The organism is Kosakonia sp. Marseille-Q7440 (assembly GCF_965119485.1).
Genome location: NZ_CBCPLT010000001.1, coordinates 1790255 through 1807484, shown reverse-complemented (window position 1 = coordinate 1807484; position 17230 = coordinate 1790255). Strand labels below are relative to the sequence as shown.

Annotated in this window: 12 protein-coding genes and 1 other RNA gene; 5 read left to right on the top strand and 8 right to left on the bottom strand. The window is 57.4% G+C overall.

Going from position 1 to position 17230, the window contains the following annotated elements; translation table 11 throughout:
- Position 1 precedes the first annotated feature (1 nt).
- From ACWPW2_RS08335 to ydiJ, 4 genes are all read right to left on the bottom strand, one after another.
- Entirely contained in the window at positions 2 to 358 is a 357-nt protein-coding gene (locus tag ACWPW2_RS08335) for a hypothetical protein (protein ID WP_454122377.1), read from the bottom strand.
- 56 nt (positions 359 to 414) lie between these two features.
- Complete coding sequence (lpxP, locus tag ACWPW2_RS08330) at positions 415 to 1329, bottom strand: kdo(2)-lipid IV(A) palmitoleoyltransferase (protein WP_454122375.1); 915 nt, start codon at positions 1327 to 1329, stop codon at positions 415 to 417.
- A gap of 206 nt (positions 1330 to 1535) precedes the next feature.
- Positions 1536 to 1946, bottom strand: a complete 411-nt coding sequence (gene menI, locus ACWPW2_RS08325; protein ID WP_454122373.1) for a 1,4-dihydroxy-2-naphthoyl-CoA hydrolase — start codon at positions 1944 to 1946, stop codon at positions 1536 to 1538.
- Positions 1946 to 4999, bottom strand: coding sequence for a D-2-hydroxyglutarate dehydrogenase YdiJ (gene ydiJ, locus ACWPW2_RS08320; protein ID WP_454122371.1), 3054 nt, complete (start codon positions 4997 to 4999; stop codon positions 1946 to 1948). Before ydiJ ends, menI begins: the two co-directional genes overlap by 1 nt.
- 200 nt (positions 5000 to 5199) lie before the next feature.
- Here ydiJ and ydiK point away from each other — a divergent pair, with 200 nt between their 5' ends.
- Positions 5200 to 6315 carry an AI-2E family transporter YdiK gene (gene ydiK / locus ACWPW2_RS08315; RefSeq protein WP_279791558.1) on the top strand — a complete coding sequence of 372 codons (1116 nt, stop codon included), beginning with the start codon at positions 5200 to 5202 and terminating at the stop codon, positions 6313 to 6315.
- A 188-nt stretch (positions 6316 to 6503) separates the two neighbouring features.
- An RNA gene (gene rprA, locus ACWPW2_RS08310) (antisense sRNA RprA) lies at positions 6504 to 6611 on the top strand.
- Positions 6612 to 6675: 64 nt separating this feature from the next.
- Here the strand turns inward: rprA and ACWPW2_RS08305 are convergent.
- From ACWPW2_RS08305 to ppsA, 3 genes are all read right to left on the bottom strand, one after another.
- Entirely contained in the window at positions 6676 to 9048 is a 2373-nt protein-coding gene (locus tag ACWPW2_RS08305) for a glycoside hydrolase family 3 N-terminal domain-containing protein (RefSeq protein WP_454122369.1), read from the bottom strand.
- On the bottom strand, positions 9045 to 10454 hold the full coding sequence (locus ACWPW2_RS08300) for an MFS transporter (RefSeq protein ID WP_023481578.1): 1410 nt from the start codon (positions 10452 to 10454) through the stop codon (positions 9045 to 9047). Before ACWPW2_RS08300 ends, ACWPW2_RS08305 begins: the two co-directional genes overlap by 4 nt.
- 216 nt (positions 10455 to 10670) lie before the next feature.
- Entirely contained in the window at positions 10671 to 13049 is a 2379-nt protein-coding gene (gene ppsA, locus ACWPW2_RS08295) for a phosphoenolpyruvate synthase (protein ID WP_454122366.1), read from the bottom strand.
- Between the two features lie 331 nt (positions 13050 to 13380).
- Between ppsA and ppsR the strand changes: the two genes are divergently transcribed.
- From ppsR to hemP, 3 genes are all read left to right on the top strand, one after another.
- On the top strand, positions 13381 to 14214 hold the full coding sequence (gene ppsR / locus ACWPW2_RS08290; RefSeq protein WP_023481661.1) for a posphoenolpyruvate synthetase regulatory kinase/phosphorylase PpsR: 834 nt from the start codon (positions 13381 to 13383) through the stop codon (positions 14212 to 14214).
- A gap of 151 nt (positions 14215 to 14365) precedes the next feature.
- The gene (gene aroH / locus ACWPW2_RS08285; RefSeq protein WP_023481385.1) at positions 14366 to 15412 is read left to right on the top strand and encodes a 3-deoxy-7-phosphoheptulonate synthase AroH; all 1047 of its coding nucleotides are present in this window, start codon (positions 14366 to 14368) and stop codon (positions 15410 to 15412) included.
- A 143-nt stretch (positions 15413 to 15555) separates the two neighbouring features.
- Complete coding sequence (hemP, locus tag ACWPW2_RS08280; RefSeq protein ID WP_279791566.1) at positions 15556 to 15735, top strand: hemin uptake protein HemP; 180 nt, start codon at positions 15556 to 15558, stop codon at positions 15733 to 15735.
- Between the two features lies 1 nt (position 15736).
- Here hemP and selO read toward each other — a convergent pair whose 3' ends face one another.
- Positions 15737 to 17179, bottom strand: coding sequence for a protein adenylyltransferase SelO (gene selO / locus ACWPW2_RS08275; protein WP_454122363.1), 1443 nt, complete (start codon positions 17177 to 17179; stop codon positions 15737 to 15739).
- Positions 17180 to 17230 lie beyond the last annotated feature (51 nt).

Sequence of the window (17230 nt, the reverse complement as noted above, 5' to 3'; positions counted from 1 at the left end):
TTTACGGTGACGGCGTTTCCTGCTGCTGGCTACAGAGGATCGCTTTGTCATCGGTATGGTTATTATCTGAATAGAAAAAGGCTTTTTTACCGCTTCCCAGCTGCGTAATGATATGGATCGCAACCCAGTTTGTTTCTGCGTTCTGATCCTGCTTATCGCTGTAAAAAAGCGAACGTCCGGTGTATTGATCGCCAATCTCATACGGCTTCTCTTGCGGATCGCTGAAGTGCCGCCCGTTTACCGTAAGCCCGTTGGGCTCCACCTCAACGCTGTACTCATCGCAGAGCAGCGCGATGCCGGCTGACCATGAGCAGGCAGAGAAAAGTGCAAAACAGCCTGCGGCAATAATCCTGACCATAACCACTCCCTTTAATTAAACGGCAAAACGCCCCTGAAATGGGGCGTTAAGAAAGATTAGCTGTAAAGCGAAGGTTCGCCGATCGGGCGCGTTTTGAAACGCCGGTGGATCCACAAATACTGTTCCGGCGCGCGCAGGATTTCACGCTCGATCACCCGGTTCATATAGCTGGCTGCGGCAAATTCGTTATGGGCGGGATAATCATCCAGCGCCTGGCCGATGTGCAGCGAGTAGCCGGAGCTGTCCTCTTTGCGCACCATCGTCACGGTCAACATTTTTGCGCCGGAGAGACGGGAAAGCACGAACGTACCGTTGGTGGTCGCTGCGTCCTTAACCGAGAAGAATGGCGCGAAGCTGCTGCCCTTACGGCCATAATCCTGATCCGGTGCAAACCAGACGGCTTCGCCCTGCTTCAGCGCCTGTACCAGCCCTTTCAGGTTGCGGCGATCGATCATCGATTTATTAGAACGCATGCGTCCGCGGGTCTGCACCCACTCCATCACCGGGCTGTTATGCGGGCGATAGGTTGCCATCATCGGCTGGCAGAGCCCCATCACGCGGCCACCAAGCTCCAGTGACATAAAGTGCACACCCACTACCATCACGCCCTGTCGGCTTGCCTGTGCAGCCTGCAAGTGCTGATAGCCGTCGACATCAAACCAGCGACGCACGCGTTTATCCGACCAGAACCAGGCCATGCCGGTTTCAATCAGGCCCATGCCCAGCGAGACAAAGTTTTTGGCGATAAGCGTTTCGCGTATCTCGTCGCTCATATCAGGAAAACAGAGTTCGAGGTTACGCTTTGCGATCTTCTCGCGGCGTTTGAGGAAGCGGCGTGATTGTCGCCCCAGACCGGCGCCAAGACGCGAAAGAAAAGGATAAGGGAGTTGCACCAGCAACCAGAGAAACCCCAGACCAGCCCAGGTGAGCCAGTAACGCGGGTGGAGAAAAGCCCATTTAAATGCCGTCATTCATCAATCCTTCAAGCATGTATCCAGTAGCGCTTAAAGAGACAATGAAGAACTTCATCAGGTCATTATGCGTTACAGCCATTCGCTTGCATCAGAGCGCAAGCGTTACATCCCGTAGCGCGCAATATAGCACGGAGTGCTAACTGATTATCTTAAGAATAGTGAATAAATCGTGAATATTTTCGGCGGTTACCCGCCGAAATTTCTCATACCACGGCGGTGGTCAGCCGCGAAGAGCAGCAGAGGCGCGCCTGCTCATCGAAGATATCGATCTGCCACACTTGATGACGGCTGCCAGTGTGCAGCGCTTTACAGACACCGCGCACCCGACCGCTGCGTACCGAGCGCAGGTGGTTGGCGTTGACCTCCAGCCCGACCACCTTTTGCTCCCCTTCCGTGCAGATATAACCCGCCACCGAGCCGAGGGTTTCGGCCAGCACCACCGACGCACCGCCGTGCAGCAGGCCAAAGGGCTGATGCGTGCGCTCATCAACAGGCATCGAGGCTTCCAGCGTATCGTCGCTGATGCGCTCAAAACGGATATCCAGCAGGCCCACCATATTGCCGTCGCCCATGGCGTTGAGCGCTTCCAGCGTAACCGCACGTTTCCAGATCATCACACCATCTCCAGCAGAGCCTGTAACGGATGGCGCACACCGTTTCCTTCGATGCGCTTCACCTGGCTGCGGCATGAATAGCCCGTCGCCAGACAGCGGTTGCGCGGAAGTCGCTGCATCGCCTGATGCCACGACAACTCATAAATACCGAGCGAATTGGCGTGGTTCTTCACTTCGTGACCATAGGTGCCAGCCATGCCGCAGCAGCCGACGCTGACATTCTCCAGCTGTGCGCCGAAACGCGCGAAGATAGCCGCCCACTGCGCAGGCGCACCGGGCAAGGCGGTCACTTCGGTACAGTGGCCGAAAAGATACCAGGGCTCGCCGCTCACAGTGCGTGGCTCAACCTTTTCCAGCACGCCCGGCAGCCACTCATGCACCAGCTGTACATGGAAGTCGCCGCGTTTATCCGCCAAAGCCAGCTTGTACTCATCGCGATAACAGAGCACCAGCGCCGGATCGACACCGACCATCGGCATCCCCAACTCCGCAACGCGGTTGAGGAAATCGGCGGTCTTCTGCGCTGTCTTCGCAAAGCGATTCAGAAAGCCCTTGATGTGCTGCGCTTTGCCGTTAGGTGAAAATGGCAGCACTACCGGCCTGAAGCCGAGGCGCTCGACCAGACGGACAAAATCCGCCACCACCTGCGCGTCGTAGTAGCTGGTAAAGGGATCCTGCACCACCAGCACCGTTTTCGCGCGCTGCTCTTCGCTCAACGCTTCAAGCTGCTCCAGCGTCATATTGGCAGAGTGATGGCCGACCATCTGTCGCTGCAACGACGGTACAGAGAGTAACGGCAGATCGACCATGCCGATATGCTTCGCCGAAAGATCCCGCACCCACGGCTGGCTCATAAAGAAGTTGAAAGTTTTTGGCGCACGCGCCATTAGCGGTGCATAGCTTTCGACCGTGGCTACCAGATGATCGCGCAGCGGGCGCAGGTAGCGACCATGGTAGATTTGCAGAAAACGGGAGCGGAACTCCGGGACATCAATCTTGATCGGGCACTGGGTTGAACAGGCTTTACAGGCCAGGCAGCCGGACATCGCCTCTTTCACTTCGTGAGAGAAGTCATACTCGCCGCGGCGCGCATGCCAGCTGTTGCGGGTGCGCTCAATCAAGGTGCGCAGCGAGGCGCGTTTTTCCGGCAGCTCTCTCTCAAGCTTCAGCGGATCGATACCGCGGTCGGCCAGCAGGCGCAGCCATTCGCGCACCAGCGTGGCGCGCCCTTTCGGTGAGTGAATGCGGTTGCCGGTGATCTTCATCGACGGGCACATCGGGCTTTTCACATCAAAGTTAAAGCACAGCCCGTTACCGTTACACTCCATCGCTCCGCGCCAGGCGGTGCGCGAGGTGGTCGGGATCTGCCGGTCAAACGTTCCGCGCTTCACCGCATCAACCTGCTTCATCGGCGCATCAAGCCCCTCTGGCGGGCAGATTTTCCCCGGATTCAGGCGGTTCTCAGGATCAAACGCCGCTTTGATTTTCCGCAGCTCGCCATAGAGCGCCTCGCCGAAGAAGGCCGGGCTGTACTCGGCGCGGAAACCTTTACCGTGCTCGCCCCACAATAACCCGCCATATTTCGCCGTCAGCGCTACCACCTCATCAGAGATAGTTTTCATCAGCACTTCCTGCTGCGGATCGCACATATCCAGCGCCGGTCGCACGTGCAGCACACCGGCATCGACATGACCAAACATGCCGTAGCTCAGCCCGTGCCCGTCGAGCAGGGCCCGAAACTCAACAATATAATCGGCCAGGTGTTCCGGCGGCACGCAGGTATCTTCCGCAAAGGGGATTGGCTTGGCCGCGCCTTTGGCATTGCCCAGCAGGCCAACCGCTTTTTTGCGCATCGCATAAATACGCTCAATCGCCGCCAGCTCATCGCAGCGCTGCCAGCCAATCACGCCGCCTTCGCCGCGCGCCATCAGCTCATCCAGACGCTGACAGAGCGAGGCGACCTGCGTATCGATCAACGCTTCATCATCCCCGGCAAACTCGACGATATTGAGGCCGAGCAGGGTTTTGTCCGGCACATCGGTAATCAGCTCTTTGACCGAGTGCCAGACGATATCTTCCCGCGCCAGGTTGAGCACTTTCGAATCGACGGTCTCCACCGACAGGGCGCGCGCCTCGACCATAAAGGGGGCGTTGCGCAGGGCAGAGTCAAAAGAGTCATATTTGATGTTCACCAGCCGGCGCACTTTCGGCAGGCGGGTGATATCGAGCCGCGCTTCGGTAATAAAGGCCAGCGTGCCCTCCGAGCCGGTTAACACACGCGTCAGGTCAAACTCGGTCATCTCATCATTAAAAACGTGGCGCAAGTCGTAGCCGGTGAGAAAGCGGTTGAGTTTCGGAAAATTATCGATAATCAGTTGGCGGTTATCGCGACAGCGCTCAAGCACGGTTTTATAGATGCGGCCGATAGCGGTGCTGGCCTTGCCGAGGGTCTCGGCCAGCGCAACCGGCATCGCCTGGGTATCAAGGATATCGCCGCCCAGCAGCACCGCGCGCAGACCGAGCACGTGGTCGGAGGTTTTACCATAAACCAGTGAACCCTGGCCGGAGGCATCGGTGTTGATCATGCCGCCAAGGGTCGCGCGGTTGCTGGTAGAGAGCTCCGGCGCGAAGAAGAAACCGTACGGTTTAAGAAACTGGTTAAGCTGATCTTTGATGACGCCCGCTTCAACCCGCACCCACCCCTCTTCGGGGTTAATCTCAATAATGCGGTTCATATAGCGGGACATATCAACAATGATGCCCTGGTTCAGCGCCTGGCCGTTGGTGCCGGTACCGCCGCCGCGCGGGGTAAAGACCAATGCCTTAAAACGCGCTTCGGCGGCGAGGCGTGTGATCAGGGCAACGTCTGACGTTGAACGTGGGAAGAGAACGGCGTCGGGAAGTAGCTGGTAAATACTGTTGTCTGTCGCCATTGTTAGCCGGTCGGCGTAACTGGTGGCGGTATCACCTGTAAAACCTTGCTGCTCCAGTGCTTGCAAAAAATTGAGCACCAGTTGAACGACGCCTGGTGCCTGGGAAATCTGTGGGATCATTATGCTTGACCCTGCCTGACAGTTAATGTTGTTAAAAGTTAATCGTTTGCTTTAAGCCCTCATCGTTGTATCACATTTTTTTCTTAGGCGCTCAGCAGAATTGCAGGCAGAATCAGGCGGTGCAAATCAGCGCATATCGCTTCGCATAATAATGGGTGCTTGCCTGCCGCACCGCCCCTTCAGTACTGGAAAGGTGAATAATGGATAAAGTTGATAGTCGTCACTCCAGGGATGTGCCGCAATTAATGCTGTCGGTACTGTTTTTAGCCCTGATGATCATTGCCTGCCTGTGGGTGGTGCAGCCGTTTGTTCTCGGCTTCGCCTGGGCAGGAACCGTGGTGATCGCCACCTGGCCTTTGCTGCTGCGCCTGCAGCGATTACTCTTCGGCCGCCGCTCGCTGGCGGTGCTGGCGATGATGCTGCTGCTGATCCTGCTGTTTATTATCCCGGTCGCCCTGCTGGTCAATAGTCTTGTCGACTCCAGCGGCACGGTGATCCACGCCGTGACCAGCGGCGTCTCTTCACCGCCGGATCTGGCATGGCTGAACAGCATTCCGCTGGTGGGCGGCAAACTCTACGCCGCCTGGCACAGCCTGCTCGATATGGGCGGTAGCGCGATTATGGCAAAACTGCGCCCCTACGTCGGGACAACAACAACGTGGTTTGTCGGCCAGGCCGCGCATATTGGTCGCCTGATGCTGCACTGCGGCCTGATGCTGCTATTCAGCGCCCTGCTTTACTGGCGCGGTGAGCAGGTGGCAGAGGGTATTCGCCACTTCGCCTTCAGGCTGGCGGCTGAACGCGGCGATGCCGCGGTGCTGCTGGCAGGCCAGGCGATCCGCGCCGTCGCGCTCGGCGTGGTGGTGACGGCGCTGGTTCAGGCGGTGCTGGGCGGTATCGGGCTGGCCGTCTCCGGCGTGCCTTACGCCACCCTCTTTACCGTGCTGATGCTGATGACCTGTCTGATTCAGATTGGCCCGCTGCTGGTGCTGGTGCCAGCGATTATCTGGCTCTACTGGAGCGGGGATTCTACGTGGGGAACGGTGCTGCTGGTGTGGAGTGCGGTGGTAGCAACGCTTGATAACTTTATCCGCCCGGTGCTGATTCGCCTCGGAGCCGATCTTCCGCTGATCCTGATCCTCTCCGGCGTTATCGGCGGCCTGGTAGCCTTTGGCATGATTGGCCTGTTTATCGGCCCGGTGCTGCTGGCGGTCTCCTGGCGTCTCTTCTCTGCCTGGGTTAATGAAGTCCCGGCACCGAAAACGCCCTCAGACGACGCGCTGGCGCAAGTTGACGATTTAGACAAGCCTGCCTGATACCGTTAAGGCGGGGTAGCCCGCCTTAATAATCATTAAGCATTGCTTATCATTTTAACACTGCTGTAGCACTCACTCTGTATAATCTCCGGTATATCGCCCCTTTTGCAGCATATATTCTTTACCTGCGTTTAACTAATGAGACGAATCTGATCGACGCAAAAATTCTGCATGCCTACTATAAGAGCACGGTTATAAATCAACACCTTGATTTATAAGCATGGAAATCCCCTGAGTGAAACAACGAATTGCTGTGTGTAGTCTTTGCCCATCTCCCACGATGGGCTTTTTTTTATCCTTTTTTTATTGATATCGCTGATAAAAAAGAAACCCGCTTTACATAGCGGGTTTCGTCTGAAATTAGCGACTTACTTCACAATTACTCATCATTCGCCAGCGTTGCGGCAGCACTTTTGTCTGCCCGGTTACCGTTACGGTTGCGCGCCCGCGGATATCCGCCGAAGACGCACCGACCTGCAACTCAAACTCTCCCGGTTCGACAATGCGCTTTCCGTCCCGGCGGGTGAAGTTGAGCATATCGACCGGCAGCGTAAAGGTGAGCGTCGCCGTCTCGCCGGGGCTTAACGCCACGCGCTGAAACGCTTTTAACTCCTGCACCGGCCGCACCATTGAGGCGACCTTATCGCGCACATAGAGCTGCACCACGTCACTGCCGCTGCGCTCTCCGGTATTGCTTACCTTCACGCGCAGCGTAATTTCGCCGTCGATATCGACCTGACTGCTCGCCAGTTCAGGCTCGCCGTAGGCAAACTGCGTCCAGCTCTGTCCATACCCGAAGGGGTAGCGTGAGCCAAAGTGGAAGGCGAAAGGCGTTCCACCGCTCTTAAGTTTGTGGTTGTAGTAATAGGGCATGGCGCCCGCGCTCTTCGGCACGCTCACCACCAGCCTGCCCTGCGGCTCCGCGCGTCCGGTAAGCACATCGGCGATCGCCCAGCCGCCCTCCTGCCCCGGTGCCCATGCCATCAGCAGAGCGGCGACGCGCGTTTCCAGCCCCTGCAGGTTGTAGGGACGCCCACCGGTCATCACCACCACTACCGGCTTGCCGGTTTCCACCAGCGCCTCCAGCAGTTGCTGCTGGACGCCGGGCAGGGTCAGGCTGTCGGTGTCGGAACCCTCGCCGACCGTGCCGCTCTGAAACAGGCCAGCAAGATCGCCCACGCAGGCAATCACTACCTCACTCTCTTGCGCCGCGCGCACCGCGTCGGGGATCAGGCTCATGTCATTTGAGACCGGTGACGCCTGCATCGGTTTTCCTGAGGCGTCGCCCGGAAAGACCGGCGCGCCCGCCATCCGTTTTTCAATGATATGGCAGCCTTTGGCGTAACGAACCTGCGCCTCACCAAGGGTCTGGCGCAGCGCGGCAAGCGGTGTGGTGACCTGCGACGTCTCCTCCAGCATATCGCTGATAATCAGATGCACCGGGAAGCTGTAGCCGCTTAATAAGGCCAGCGGATCGTCGGCGGTCGGGCCGATAACCGCCACCTTCGGCGCACCGCTCAGGGGAAGCACGCCGTTATTCTCCAGCAGCGTCAGCGATCGGGTTGCCACCTCGCGCGCTACCTGCCGCGTCCCCTCCGCTTGCAGAACAATCTTCTGCTCATCGCTGTAGGGGTGTTCAAACAGGCCGAGGCGGAACTTCACCGCCAGCAACCGCGCGACAATCTCATCCACTTTTTCCATAGTGATCAGACCGCGCTCCACCGCCTGCGCCAGATGACGCGCGCAGTCATCTTTCGGCAACTCGACATCGAGCCCGGCGTTAAAGGCCAGCGCCGCCGACTCGGCGGCATCATGAGTAACGCCGTGATGCTGGTGCAGCAGGCTGACGCCGCCATAATCCGCTACGATAATCCCCTCAAAGCCCCACTGTTCACGCAGCACGGTGGTGAGCAGGAAGCTATCGCTATGGCCGGGCTGGTTATCGATATCGTGATAGGCGGGCATCACCGATCCGGCATTGGCGCACTTCACCGCCATCTCAAAGGGCAGCAGGAAGGTGTCGTTCAGCTCGCAAAAACCGAGATGCACCGGCGCGTGGTTGCGCGCCCCTTCACTGAATGAGTGGCCGACATAGTGTTTGAGCGTCGCCAGCATATCGCCCTTCTCGCCCTGCAATCCCTCGACGTAGGCGCAGGCCATCACGCCGACCAGCCAAGGGTCTTCACCGAAGGTCTCCTCCGTGCGCCCCCAGCGCACATCGCGCGAAACATCCAGCACCGGAGCCAGCCCCTGTTTACAGCCGGTCGAACGCGCCTCATCACCAATGTGTTGCGCGGCGCGTTTAATCAATTCCGGATCCCACGTTGAGCCGTAGTTGAGTGAGGAGGGAAACAGCGTGGCATCTTTACAGAGCAGCCCCACCAGACACTCCTCATGGAACAGCGCCGGAATGCCAAGGCGCGTCTCCTCCATTAGCGTTTTTTGCAGCCGGTTGGCGGCACGCACGCCCTGTTTCGCCTCGACAATATGCGTGCCCAGCGGGCGGGTGATTTGCCCGACGCCGAGTTTCAGCCGCTCCGCCAGCGCCTCCTGCGCGCTTACACCGGCAAATTCATCGCTTAAATCGGTCCGCTCGCGGTGGTCGCCCTCTTCTGAGAGCACCAGCCACAGCCCATGCATCTGGGCGAACTTCTCCTCTGGCGTCATACGGGCAAGAAGGTCGGCCACGCGCTCGGCGACGGGGCGGTTTGCGTCTTTGTAAATTGCGGTCATCGGGTCACTCCTGTGTTGCTGAGATCCGGGGTGGTTTGCGCGTCGGCGGCTTCATTACTGCCCCCGCGCTTGCGCAGAAGTTCTTGTGCAATGCTGTCAGCGACGCTGCTGTTCAGTTTGTAACGGGTCAGCAGCAGCACCATGCAGATAAATAACAGGCAGGGAATCAGGGTAAACAGCGCATTGATGGTGGTGAGCACGGTTGCGCTCTGCTGAGCCTGGTTCGGAATATAGTCAACCGCACCGAGCACCCAGCCCACCACTGCGCCGCCGAGGGCCAGACCAAATTTAATGGCGAAGAGCGCGGTGGAGAAGACCAGCCCGTCGAGGCGGCGTCCGCTGCGGTGCTCTTCATAATCGACCACGTCGGAGAACATCGTCCATTGCAGCGGCGTGGTCAGGTTCTGAATAAAGCTGAAGACAATATTGAGGGTGAAAATAAGCCACACCTGCGACGGCGGAATGATAAAGATCAGCGCGGCAAAGATGACGAAAGTAATAATCGTCCACTGGTAAGCGCGTACGCGATCGAATTTACCGAGCAGACGCGCCGATAATAGTGCACCGGCCAGCGAAGCAATCATGCCGGAGACAATAAAGGTAAAGACCATTTCCGGGCGCAGTAACACATATTTGACGTAATACATAGTGGCTGAACCGCGGGTCACGACGGCGGTCAACAGCAAAATATTAAACAGGAAAACAATGCGCCACTGGCTATTTGCTGCCAGCAGTTTGAGATCGCCAATCATCGAGCCGGAGGTGTCATTACGCGGCGTAAAGCGTTCGCGGGTCATAAAGAAACAGCTAAAGAAGAGCACAATCCCCAGCACGCCCATCATGCTCATGGCGTAGAAGTAGCCCTTCTGCACGTTGCCATCGCCAAGGTGCGCCACCAGCGGCAGGGCAATGACGGTGACAATCAGCCCGCCGATAAAAGAGAGGCCAAAGCGCCAGGATTGCAGCGAGTGGCGCTCGTGGGGATCCATGGTCAGCGCGCCGGGCATGGCGCAGTAAGGGACGTTAATGGCGGAGTAGATAAAGCTGAGAATGGCGTAAGTGACGCAGGCATAAATAATTTTCGCCGTGGCCCCCGCTTCCGGCACATAGAAGGTGATGACGCAGCTGACGCCGAAGGGAATGGCAAACCAGAGCAGCCACGGGCGGAAACGGCCGTGCCGGGTTTGCGTGCGATCCACCAGCGCGCCGATGCAGGGATCGACAAACGCATCAATAACGCGAACAACTAAAAACATGGTGCCCATAATGGCGGCGGGTAAACCAAAAACGTCGGTATAGAAATAGGCGAGAAATAGCGTCGCCGTTTGCCACACCAGGGCGCTTGCCATATCGCCGAGGCCATAGCCTATTTTGTCTTTCGTACGCAGGACAGAGGAAATTGTCATTGTTATTAGCCTTGTGAGGTGAAAAATTATTTCATCCTGGTGCGTTATTTCTTATCGCACCGCTCACTACAGGCTCAAGTATTAGAAGAAGGCAGCATCGGAACAATTGCAATAATTGCCAGGCTTTTTACGTTTTTTAGTTATTGTGATCGGCCACATATTCGCGGCTGAAATAAAAAAATCCCCGACATTTTGCCGGGGATTTTGTTTTCGCCGTTATTTTTTCAGTTCAGCGAGGCTAAGCCAGGTTTGCACCACGGTATCCGGGTTGAGCGACAGACTGTCGATGCCCTCATCCATTAACCATGCGGCAAAGTCCTCATGGTCAGACGGCCCCTGGCCGCAGATGCCGACATATTTGCCCTGCTTTTTCGCCGCGCGGATTGCCATCGACAGCAGCGCCTTCACCGCCTCGTTACGCTCGTCAAACAGCTCCGACACTACGCCGGAGTCGCGATCCAGCCCGAGTGCCAGCTGGGTCATGTCGTTCGAGCCGATGGAGAAGCCATCAAAATGTTCGAGGAACTGCTCCGCCAGCAGCGCGTTCGACGGAATCTCGCACATCATAATGATCTTCAGCCCGTTCTCGCCGCGCTTCAGCCCCTGGCGCGCCAGTTCATCCACAACCGCTTTCGCCTGGTCAACGGTACGCACAAACGGGATCATGATCTCGACGTTGGTCAGCCCCATCTCGTTGCGCACGCGTTTTACCGCTTCACACTCCAGCGCAAAGCAGTCGCGGAAGCTCTCTGCCACATAGCGGCCCGCGCCACGGAAGCCGAGCATCGGGTTCTCCTCTTCCGGCTCGTAGCGCTCACCGCCCACCAGGTTGGCATATTCGTTGGATTTGAAGTCGGAGAGGCGCACGATAACGCGCTTCGGCCAGAAGGCCGCGCCGAGCGTTGCGATCCCCTCCGTCAGGCGGCCGACATAGAACTCAACCGGCGAATCAAAGCCCTTTATCATTTCGCGGATCTCGTTCTGCAGCTTCGGCTCCTGGTCGTCAAACTCCAGCAGCGCGCGCGGGTGGACGCCGATCATGCGGTTGATGATAAATTCGAGACGCGCCAGCCCGACGCCTTCGTTTGGCAGGCAGGCAAAGTCAAAAGCGCGATCCGGGTTACCGACGTTCATCATGATCTTCAGCGGCAGATCCGGCATGGTGTCTACGCTTGAGCTTTTCACGCTGAAATCGAGCAGTTCGGCATAGACATAACCGGTGTCGCCTTCGGCACAGGAGACCGTCACTTTTTCGCCGGTTTTGATGCGCTCGGTGGCATCGCCGCAGCCAACCACCGCCGGAATGCCCAGCTCACGGGCGATAATCGCCGCATGGCAGGTGCGCCCGCCGCGGTTGGTAACAATCGCCGCCGCCTTTTTCATGATCGGCTCCCAGTCCGGGTCGGTCATGTCGGTGACCAGCACGTCGCCAGGCTCAATCAGGTTCATCTCGCTGATATCATGAATCACTTTCACCGTGCCCGCGCCAATACGATGGCCGATTGCACGCCCCTCGGCGATGATTTTGCCCTGTGCATGCAGGGTGTAGCGCTCCATCACCTGGCCGCGTGAGCGCACGGTTTCCGGGCGCGCCTGCACGATAAAGAGCTTGCCAGTGTGACCATCTTTCGCCCACTCGATATCCATCGGGCGACCATAGTGTTTTTCAATCTGCACCGCCTGTTTCGCCAGCGCCTGCACTTCCTCATCGGTCAGAGAGAAGCGATCGCGCTCGGCCTGCGGTACATCTTCGATCTGCACCTGCTTGCCATGCTCCTGATTCGCTGCGTAGACCATGCGGATTTTTTTCGAGCCCATGGTGCGGCGCACAATTGCCGGGCGATCGTTGGCGAGCGTCGGCTTATGCACGTAGAACTCATCCGGGTTGACCGCGCCCTGCACCACCATTTCACCCAGCCCGAACGCGGAGGTGATAAACACCACCTGGTCGAAACCGGATTCGGTATCAATGGAGAACATCACGCCGGAGGAGGCGAGATCGGAGCGTACCATGCGCTGCACGCCCGCTGAGAGCGCCACGCCGCGGTGATCGTAACCCTGATGCACGCGATAGGAGATGGCGCGGTCATTAAAGAGGGAGGCGAAGACGTGCTTAATCGCCACCAGCACGGCGTCATAGCCCTGCACATTGAGGAAGGTTTCTTGCTGGCCGGCAAACGAGGCATCCGGCATATCTTCTGCGGTAGCCGAGGAGCGCACGGCAAACGAGGCCTCTGCGTCATCGGCGGAAAGTTGGGCGTACGCTTCATGTACCGCCTGCTCCAGCGCTGGCGGGAACGGGGTATCCACAATCCACTGGCGGATCTGCGTCCCGGCTTTCGCCAGTTCGGAGACGTCGTCGATGTCGGTTTTATCAAGCAGTTCATAAATACGCTGATTTAAACCGCTCTGTTCGAGGAACTGATTAAACGCGTCGGCGGTGGTCGCAAATCCGTTCGGTACGGAGACGCCCATACCGGAAAGATTAGTAATCATTTCACCCAGGGAGGCATTTTTGCCTCCAACTCTGTCTACATCATTCATGCCGAGTTGGTCATACCAAAGCACCAGCGGTGACGAGCCATTGTTGGACATCGAGACAATCCTTTTGTGATATATGAAGGGGTACATAACGTCTTACAGCGTTTTTTATCCTGGCATAATAAATTGCGTTGAAAAAACGGTGAATCGTGTAAGCAATTACCCTTTGCGGTTTTTCGGACAGATACCCATCAATAAATGGCGACCAGGTTAATTCTCACTACCCCGGCGCTTCGCGCACTGCTCTTTGCTAAAAAATGAACCGTACAGTTCATTAAAAATAAAAACAGTATTTCATTTTAAAATGAGATAAAGGTTATACGCAGCAGCAGGCTTTTTAATTTAAGCTTTCAGATAATTGCGCATCACATTCAGGATGGGATTAATGGACAACGCAGTCGATCGTCACGTGTTTTATATTTCCGATGGAACCGCTATCACCGCTGAAGTATTAGGCCATGCGGTGATGTCGCAATTTCCGGTTGCCGTCAGCAGTATCACCCTGCCTTTTGTCGAAACCGAGAGTCGCGCCCGCGCGGTCAAAGAGCAGATAGATGCGCTCTACCAGCAAACGGGTAACCGCCCGCTGGTCTTTTACTCGATTGTGCTGCCGGAAATCCGCGCCATTATTTTGCAAAGCGAGGGTTTTTGTCAGGATATCGTGCAGGCGCTGGTGGCCCCATTGCAGCAGGAATTAAAACTCGATCCGACGCCGATTGCCCATCGTACTCATGGCCTGACGCCGGGAAATTTGACCAAGTATGACGCGCGTATCGCCGCCATTGATTACACGCTGGCGCACGATGATGGTATTTCGTTGCGCAACCTCGACCAGGCGCAGGTGATTCTGCTCGGCGTCTCCCGCTGCGGTAAAACACCCACCAGCCTCTATCTGGCGATGCAATTTGGTATTCGCGCCGCAAACTACCCCTTTATTGCGGATGATATGGATAATCTCGGGCTGCCTGCCGCGCTCAAGCCATTGCAGCATAAACTCTTTGGTCTGACCATTAATCCTGAACGCCTTGCCGCCATCCGCGAAGAGCGCCGCGAGAACAGCCGCTATGCGTCGTTACGCCAGTGCCGTATGGAGGTGGCCGAAGTAGAAGCGCTTTACCGCCGCCATCAAATCCCCTGCCTTAACAGCACCAACTACTCCGTGGAGGAGATCGCCACCAAGATGCTCGATATGATGGGATTAAGCCGCCGCATGTACTAATAAGCTAGTACATGAGTGCATTCTGCGCTATCATGCTTCCCACTGATGTGTTGCGCCCCGTAGCGGGCTTGTTTTCAGCCGCGATTGGTTTATGGTGAGCGCATCACTTCCGGCACTTTTGCCGCTGAAGCCCCTAATTTCGAGATCTTTAATGAACAAAACAGATGAACTTCGCACCGCGCGTATTGATAGCCTGGTGACGCCTGCGGCGCTGGCGCAGCGCTATCCTGTCAGCCCGGAGGTCGCCGCCCATGTGACGGCTTCCCGGCGACGTATCGAAAAAATCCTTAATGGTGAAGATCGCCGCCTGCTGGTGGTTATCGGCCCCTGCTCTATTCACGATCTGGATGCGGCGATGGAGTACGCCCGGCGTTTGCAAGCCCTGCGTACACAGCACGAGGCGCAGTTAGAGATTGTGATGCGTACCTATTTTGAAAAACCGCGCACGGTGGTCGGCTGGAAGGGGTTGATCTCCGATCCCGATCTGAACGGCAGCTATCGCGTGAATCACGGTATCGAACTGGCGCGCAGGCTGCTGTTGCAGGTCAACGAACTGGGTGTGCCGACCGCCACCGAATTTCTTGATATGGTGACCGGCCAGTTTATTGCCGATCTGATTAGCTGGGGTGCCATCGGCGCGCGTACCACCGAAAGCCAGATCCACCGTGAGATGGCCTCGGCGCTCTCCTGCCCGGTGGGCTTTAAAAATGGTACCGATGGCAATACCCGTATCGCCGTCGATGCAATCCGCGCCTCGCGCGCCAGCCATATGTTCCTGTCGCCGGATAAAGATGGCCAGATGACCGTCTACCAGACCAGCGGCAACCCGTGGGGCCATATCATTATGCGCGGCGGCAAGCAGCCGAACTTTTACCCGCAGGATATTGCCAATGCCTGCGACACGTTGCGTGAGTTTGATCTGCCCGAGCAGTTGGTGGTCGATTTCAGCCACGGTAACTGTCAGAAGCAGCATCGCCGCCAGCTTGAAGTGTGCGATGAGATCTGTGCGCAAATCCGCAATGGTTCAACGGCCATTGCCGGGGTGATGGCGGAGAGTTTCCTTAAAGAGGGGACGCAAAAAATCGTTGCCGGGCAGCCGCTGGTCTATGGTCAATCGATCACCGACCCGTGCCTTGGCTGGGATGACAGCGTGCTGCTGCTGGAGAAACTGGCCGCCGCCGTCGCCACGCGCGGTTGAGCCAGGCTCACCTTTAAACCAGGCAGAGGTACCTACAGATTTTAGGGGGATCGGCGCGATCTCCCTGCAACCCGCTTGCCTCACTGCGCGGTTTATCGATAATAATTCTCATTGTTGATTTACCGTTAAGCGCGACTTTGCCTATGGACAGCTCCGCCACGCCCACCAGCCGGAACGAAAAACCGGATCATATTAATCCTGACGATCGGCACATCACCAGCCAGGCGCTGCTCGGCGAACAGCGCCGTGTTGTGATTGAGCATAACGGGCAGCGCTATTTGCTGCGCGAAACCCATGCCGGCAAGCTGATCCTCACCAAATAAGTCAACTTGAGCAGCTTACTTCCAGCCGTTTGCCCCAGTCCGGCGGACGGCGGGCATAATCGTCGCTGCGATCGCTAAAGGGCTGGCGCAGGATCTCATGCAGCCTTTCCAGTTCTGCCGTATCGCCCTGCTCCGCCGCATCGATGGCACGCTGCGCCAGCCAGTTGCGCAACACCACCGCCGGGTTAACGCTCTGCATCTGCTGCTGCCGTTGCGCATCGTCAATCCCCTCCTGCTGCAGACGCTGGCGATAGGTTTCGAACCAGTTATCAAACGCGCCGCGATCGATAAATTCATCGCGCAGCGGCGAGGCCGCGCTCTGCTGCTCGGTGTGGCTTAGCATGCGGAAGGTGCGCGTGTAGTCACTCCCTTCCCGCGCCATCAGCGCAAACAGCGCGTTGAGGATCTCGTTATCCCCCTCCTGCGGCACAAACAGGCCGAGCTTGCTGCGCATCAGGCTGCCATACTCGGTCAGCAGCTCTGTCTGATACTCATCCAGCGCCGCATTCAGGGCATCGACAGCAATAAACGGCGACAGAGACTGCGCCAGGCGTTGCAGGTTCCACTGCGCGACCACCGGCTGATTTTCAAAACTGTAGCGCCCCTGGTAGTCAGAGTGGTTACAGATAAACGCCGGGTTGTAGTCGTCGAGAAAACCATAGGGCCCGTAATCCATCGTTAACCCGAGGATCGACATATTGTCGGTGTTCATCACGCCGTGGGCAAAACCGACCGCCTGCCAGCGGGCAATCATCACGGCGGTACGCCGAACCACATCGCGGAACCATGCGACGTAGCGGTCAGGCTCCTCCTGCAGATGGGGCCAGTGATGACGAATGACAAAATCAGCCAGCTCTCGCACTTTTTCAGGCTGACGACGATAGTAGAAGTGTTCGAAATGGCCGAAACGGACATGGCTTTCCGCGATACGCATCAGCATCGCCCCCTGCTCGCGGGTCTCGCGCATCACCGGCGTGTCGCTGGTGACAATGCTTAACGCACGGGTGGTGGGAATACCGAGATAGTGCATCGCTTCTGAAGCAAGGCTTTCACGAATGGTCGAACGCAGCACCGCGCGGCCATCGCCCATGCGCGAGTATGGCGTAAGCCCGGCGCCTTTCAGGTGCCAGTCGCGGGTCGAGCCATCCGCCAGCTGCTGTTCGCCGAGCAGAATACCGCGCCCATCGCCCAGTTGCCCGGCCCAGACACCGAACTGATGCCCGCTGTAGACCTGCGCCAGCGGCGACATACCGGGCAGCAACGTTTCACCGCCCCAGACGCCAGCGCCGGATTCAGGGTGAAAGAGCGCCTCGGGCACGCCGAGGGTTTCTGCCAGCGGGGCATTGCGCCAGATAAGGCGCGCATTGCTGAGCGGGGTGGGCGTTAACGCAGTGTAGTAATCTGGCAGTTCATCACGCCAGCGAGTGGTAAAAGTCAGGGTCATAGATCCTCCAGCCTTTTAGTGTAGTGCCTAATGCGGTGTTTAAACACCGGG

What these genes read in the sequence shown, in the direction of transcription:
- ACWPW2_RS08335 (WP_454122377.1), bottom strand. Translation starts at nt 358, where the DNA reads ATGGTCAGGATTATTGCCGCAGGCTGTTTTGCACTTTTCTCTGCCTGC.
- lpxP (WP_454122375.1), bottom strand. Translation starts at nt 1,329, where the DNA reads ATGACGGCATTTAAATGGGCTTTTCTCCACCCGCGTTACTGGCTCACC.
- menI (WP_454122373.1), bottom strand. Translation starts at nt 1,946, where the DNA reads ATGATCTGGAAACGTGCGGTTACGCTGGAAGCGCTCAACGCCATGGGC.
- ydiJ (WP_454122371.1), bottom strand. Translation starts at nt 4,999, where the DNA reads ATGATCCCACAGATTTCCCAGGCACCAGGCGTCGTTCAACTGGTGCTC.
- ydiK (WP_279791558.1), top strand. Translation starts at nt 5,200, where the DNA reads ATGGATAAAGTTGATAGTCGTCACTCCAGGGATGTGCCGCAATTAATG.
- ACWPW2_RS08305 (WP_454122369.1), bottom strand. Translation starts at nt 9,048, where the DNA reads ATGACCGCAATTTACAAAGACGCAAACCGCCCCGTCGCCGAGCGCGTG.
- ACWPW2_RS08300 (WP_023481578.1), bottom strand. Translation starts at nt 10,454, where the DNA reads ATGACAATTTCCTCTGTCCTGCGTACGAAAGACAAAATAGGCTATGGC.
- ppsA (WP_454122366.1), bottom strand. Translation starts at nt 13,049, where the DNA reads ATGTCCAACAATGGCTCGTCACCGCTGGTGCTTTGGTATGACCAACTC.
- ppsR (WP_023481661.1), top strand. Translation starts at nt 13,381, where the DNA reads ATGGACAACGCAGTCGATCGTCACGTGTTTTATATTTCCGATGGAACC.
- aroH (WP_023481385.1), top strand. Translation starts at nt 14,366, where the DNA reads ATGAACAAAACAGATGAACTTCGCACCGCGCGTATTGATAGCCTGGTG.
- hemP (WP_279791566.1), top strand. Translation starts at nt 15,556, where the DNA reads ATGGACAGCTCCGCCACGCCCACCAGCCGGAACGAAAAACCGGATCAT.
- selO (WP_454122363.1), bottom strand. Translation starts at nt 17,179, where the DNA reads ATGACCCTGACTTTTACCACTCGCTGGCGTGATGAACTGCCAGATTAC.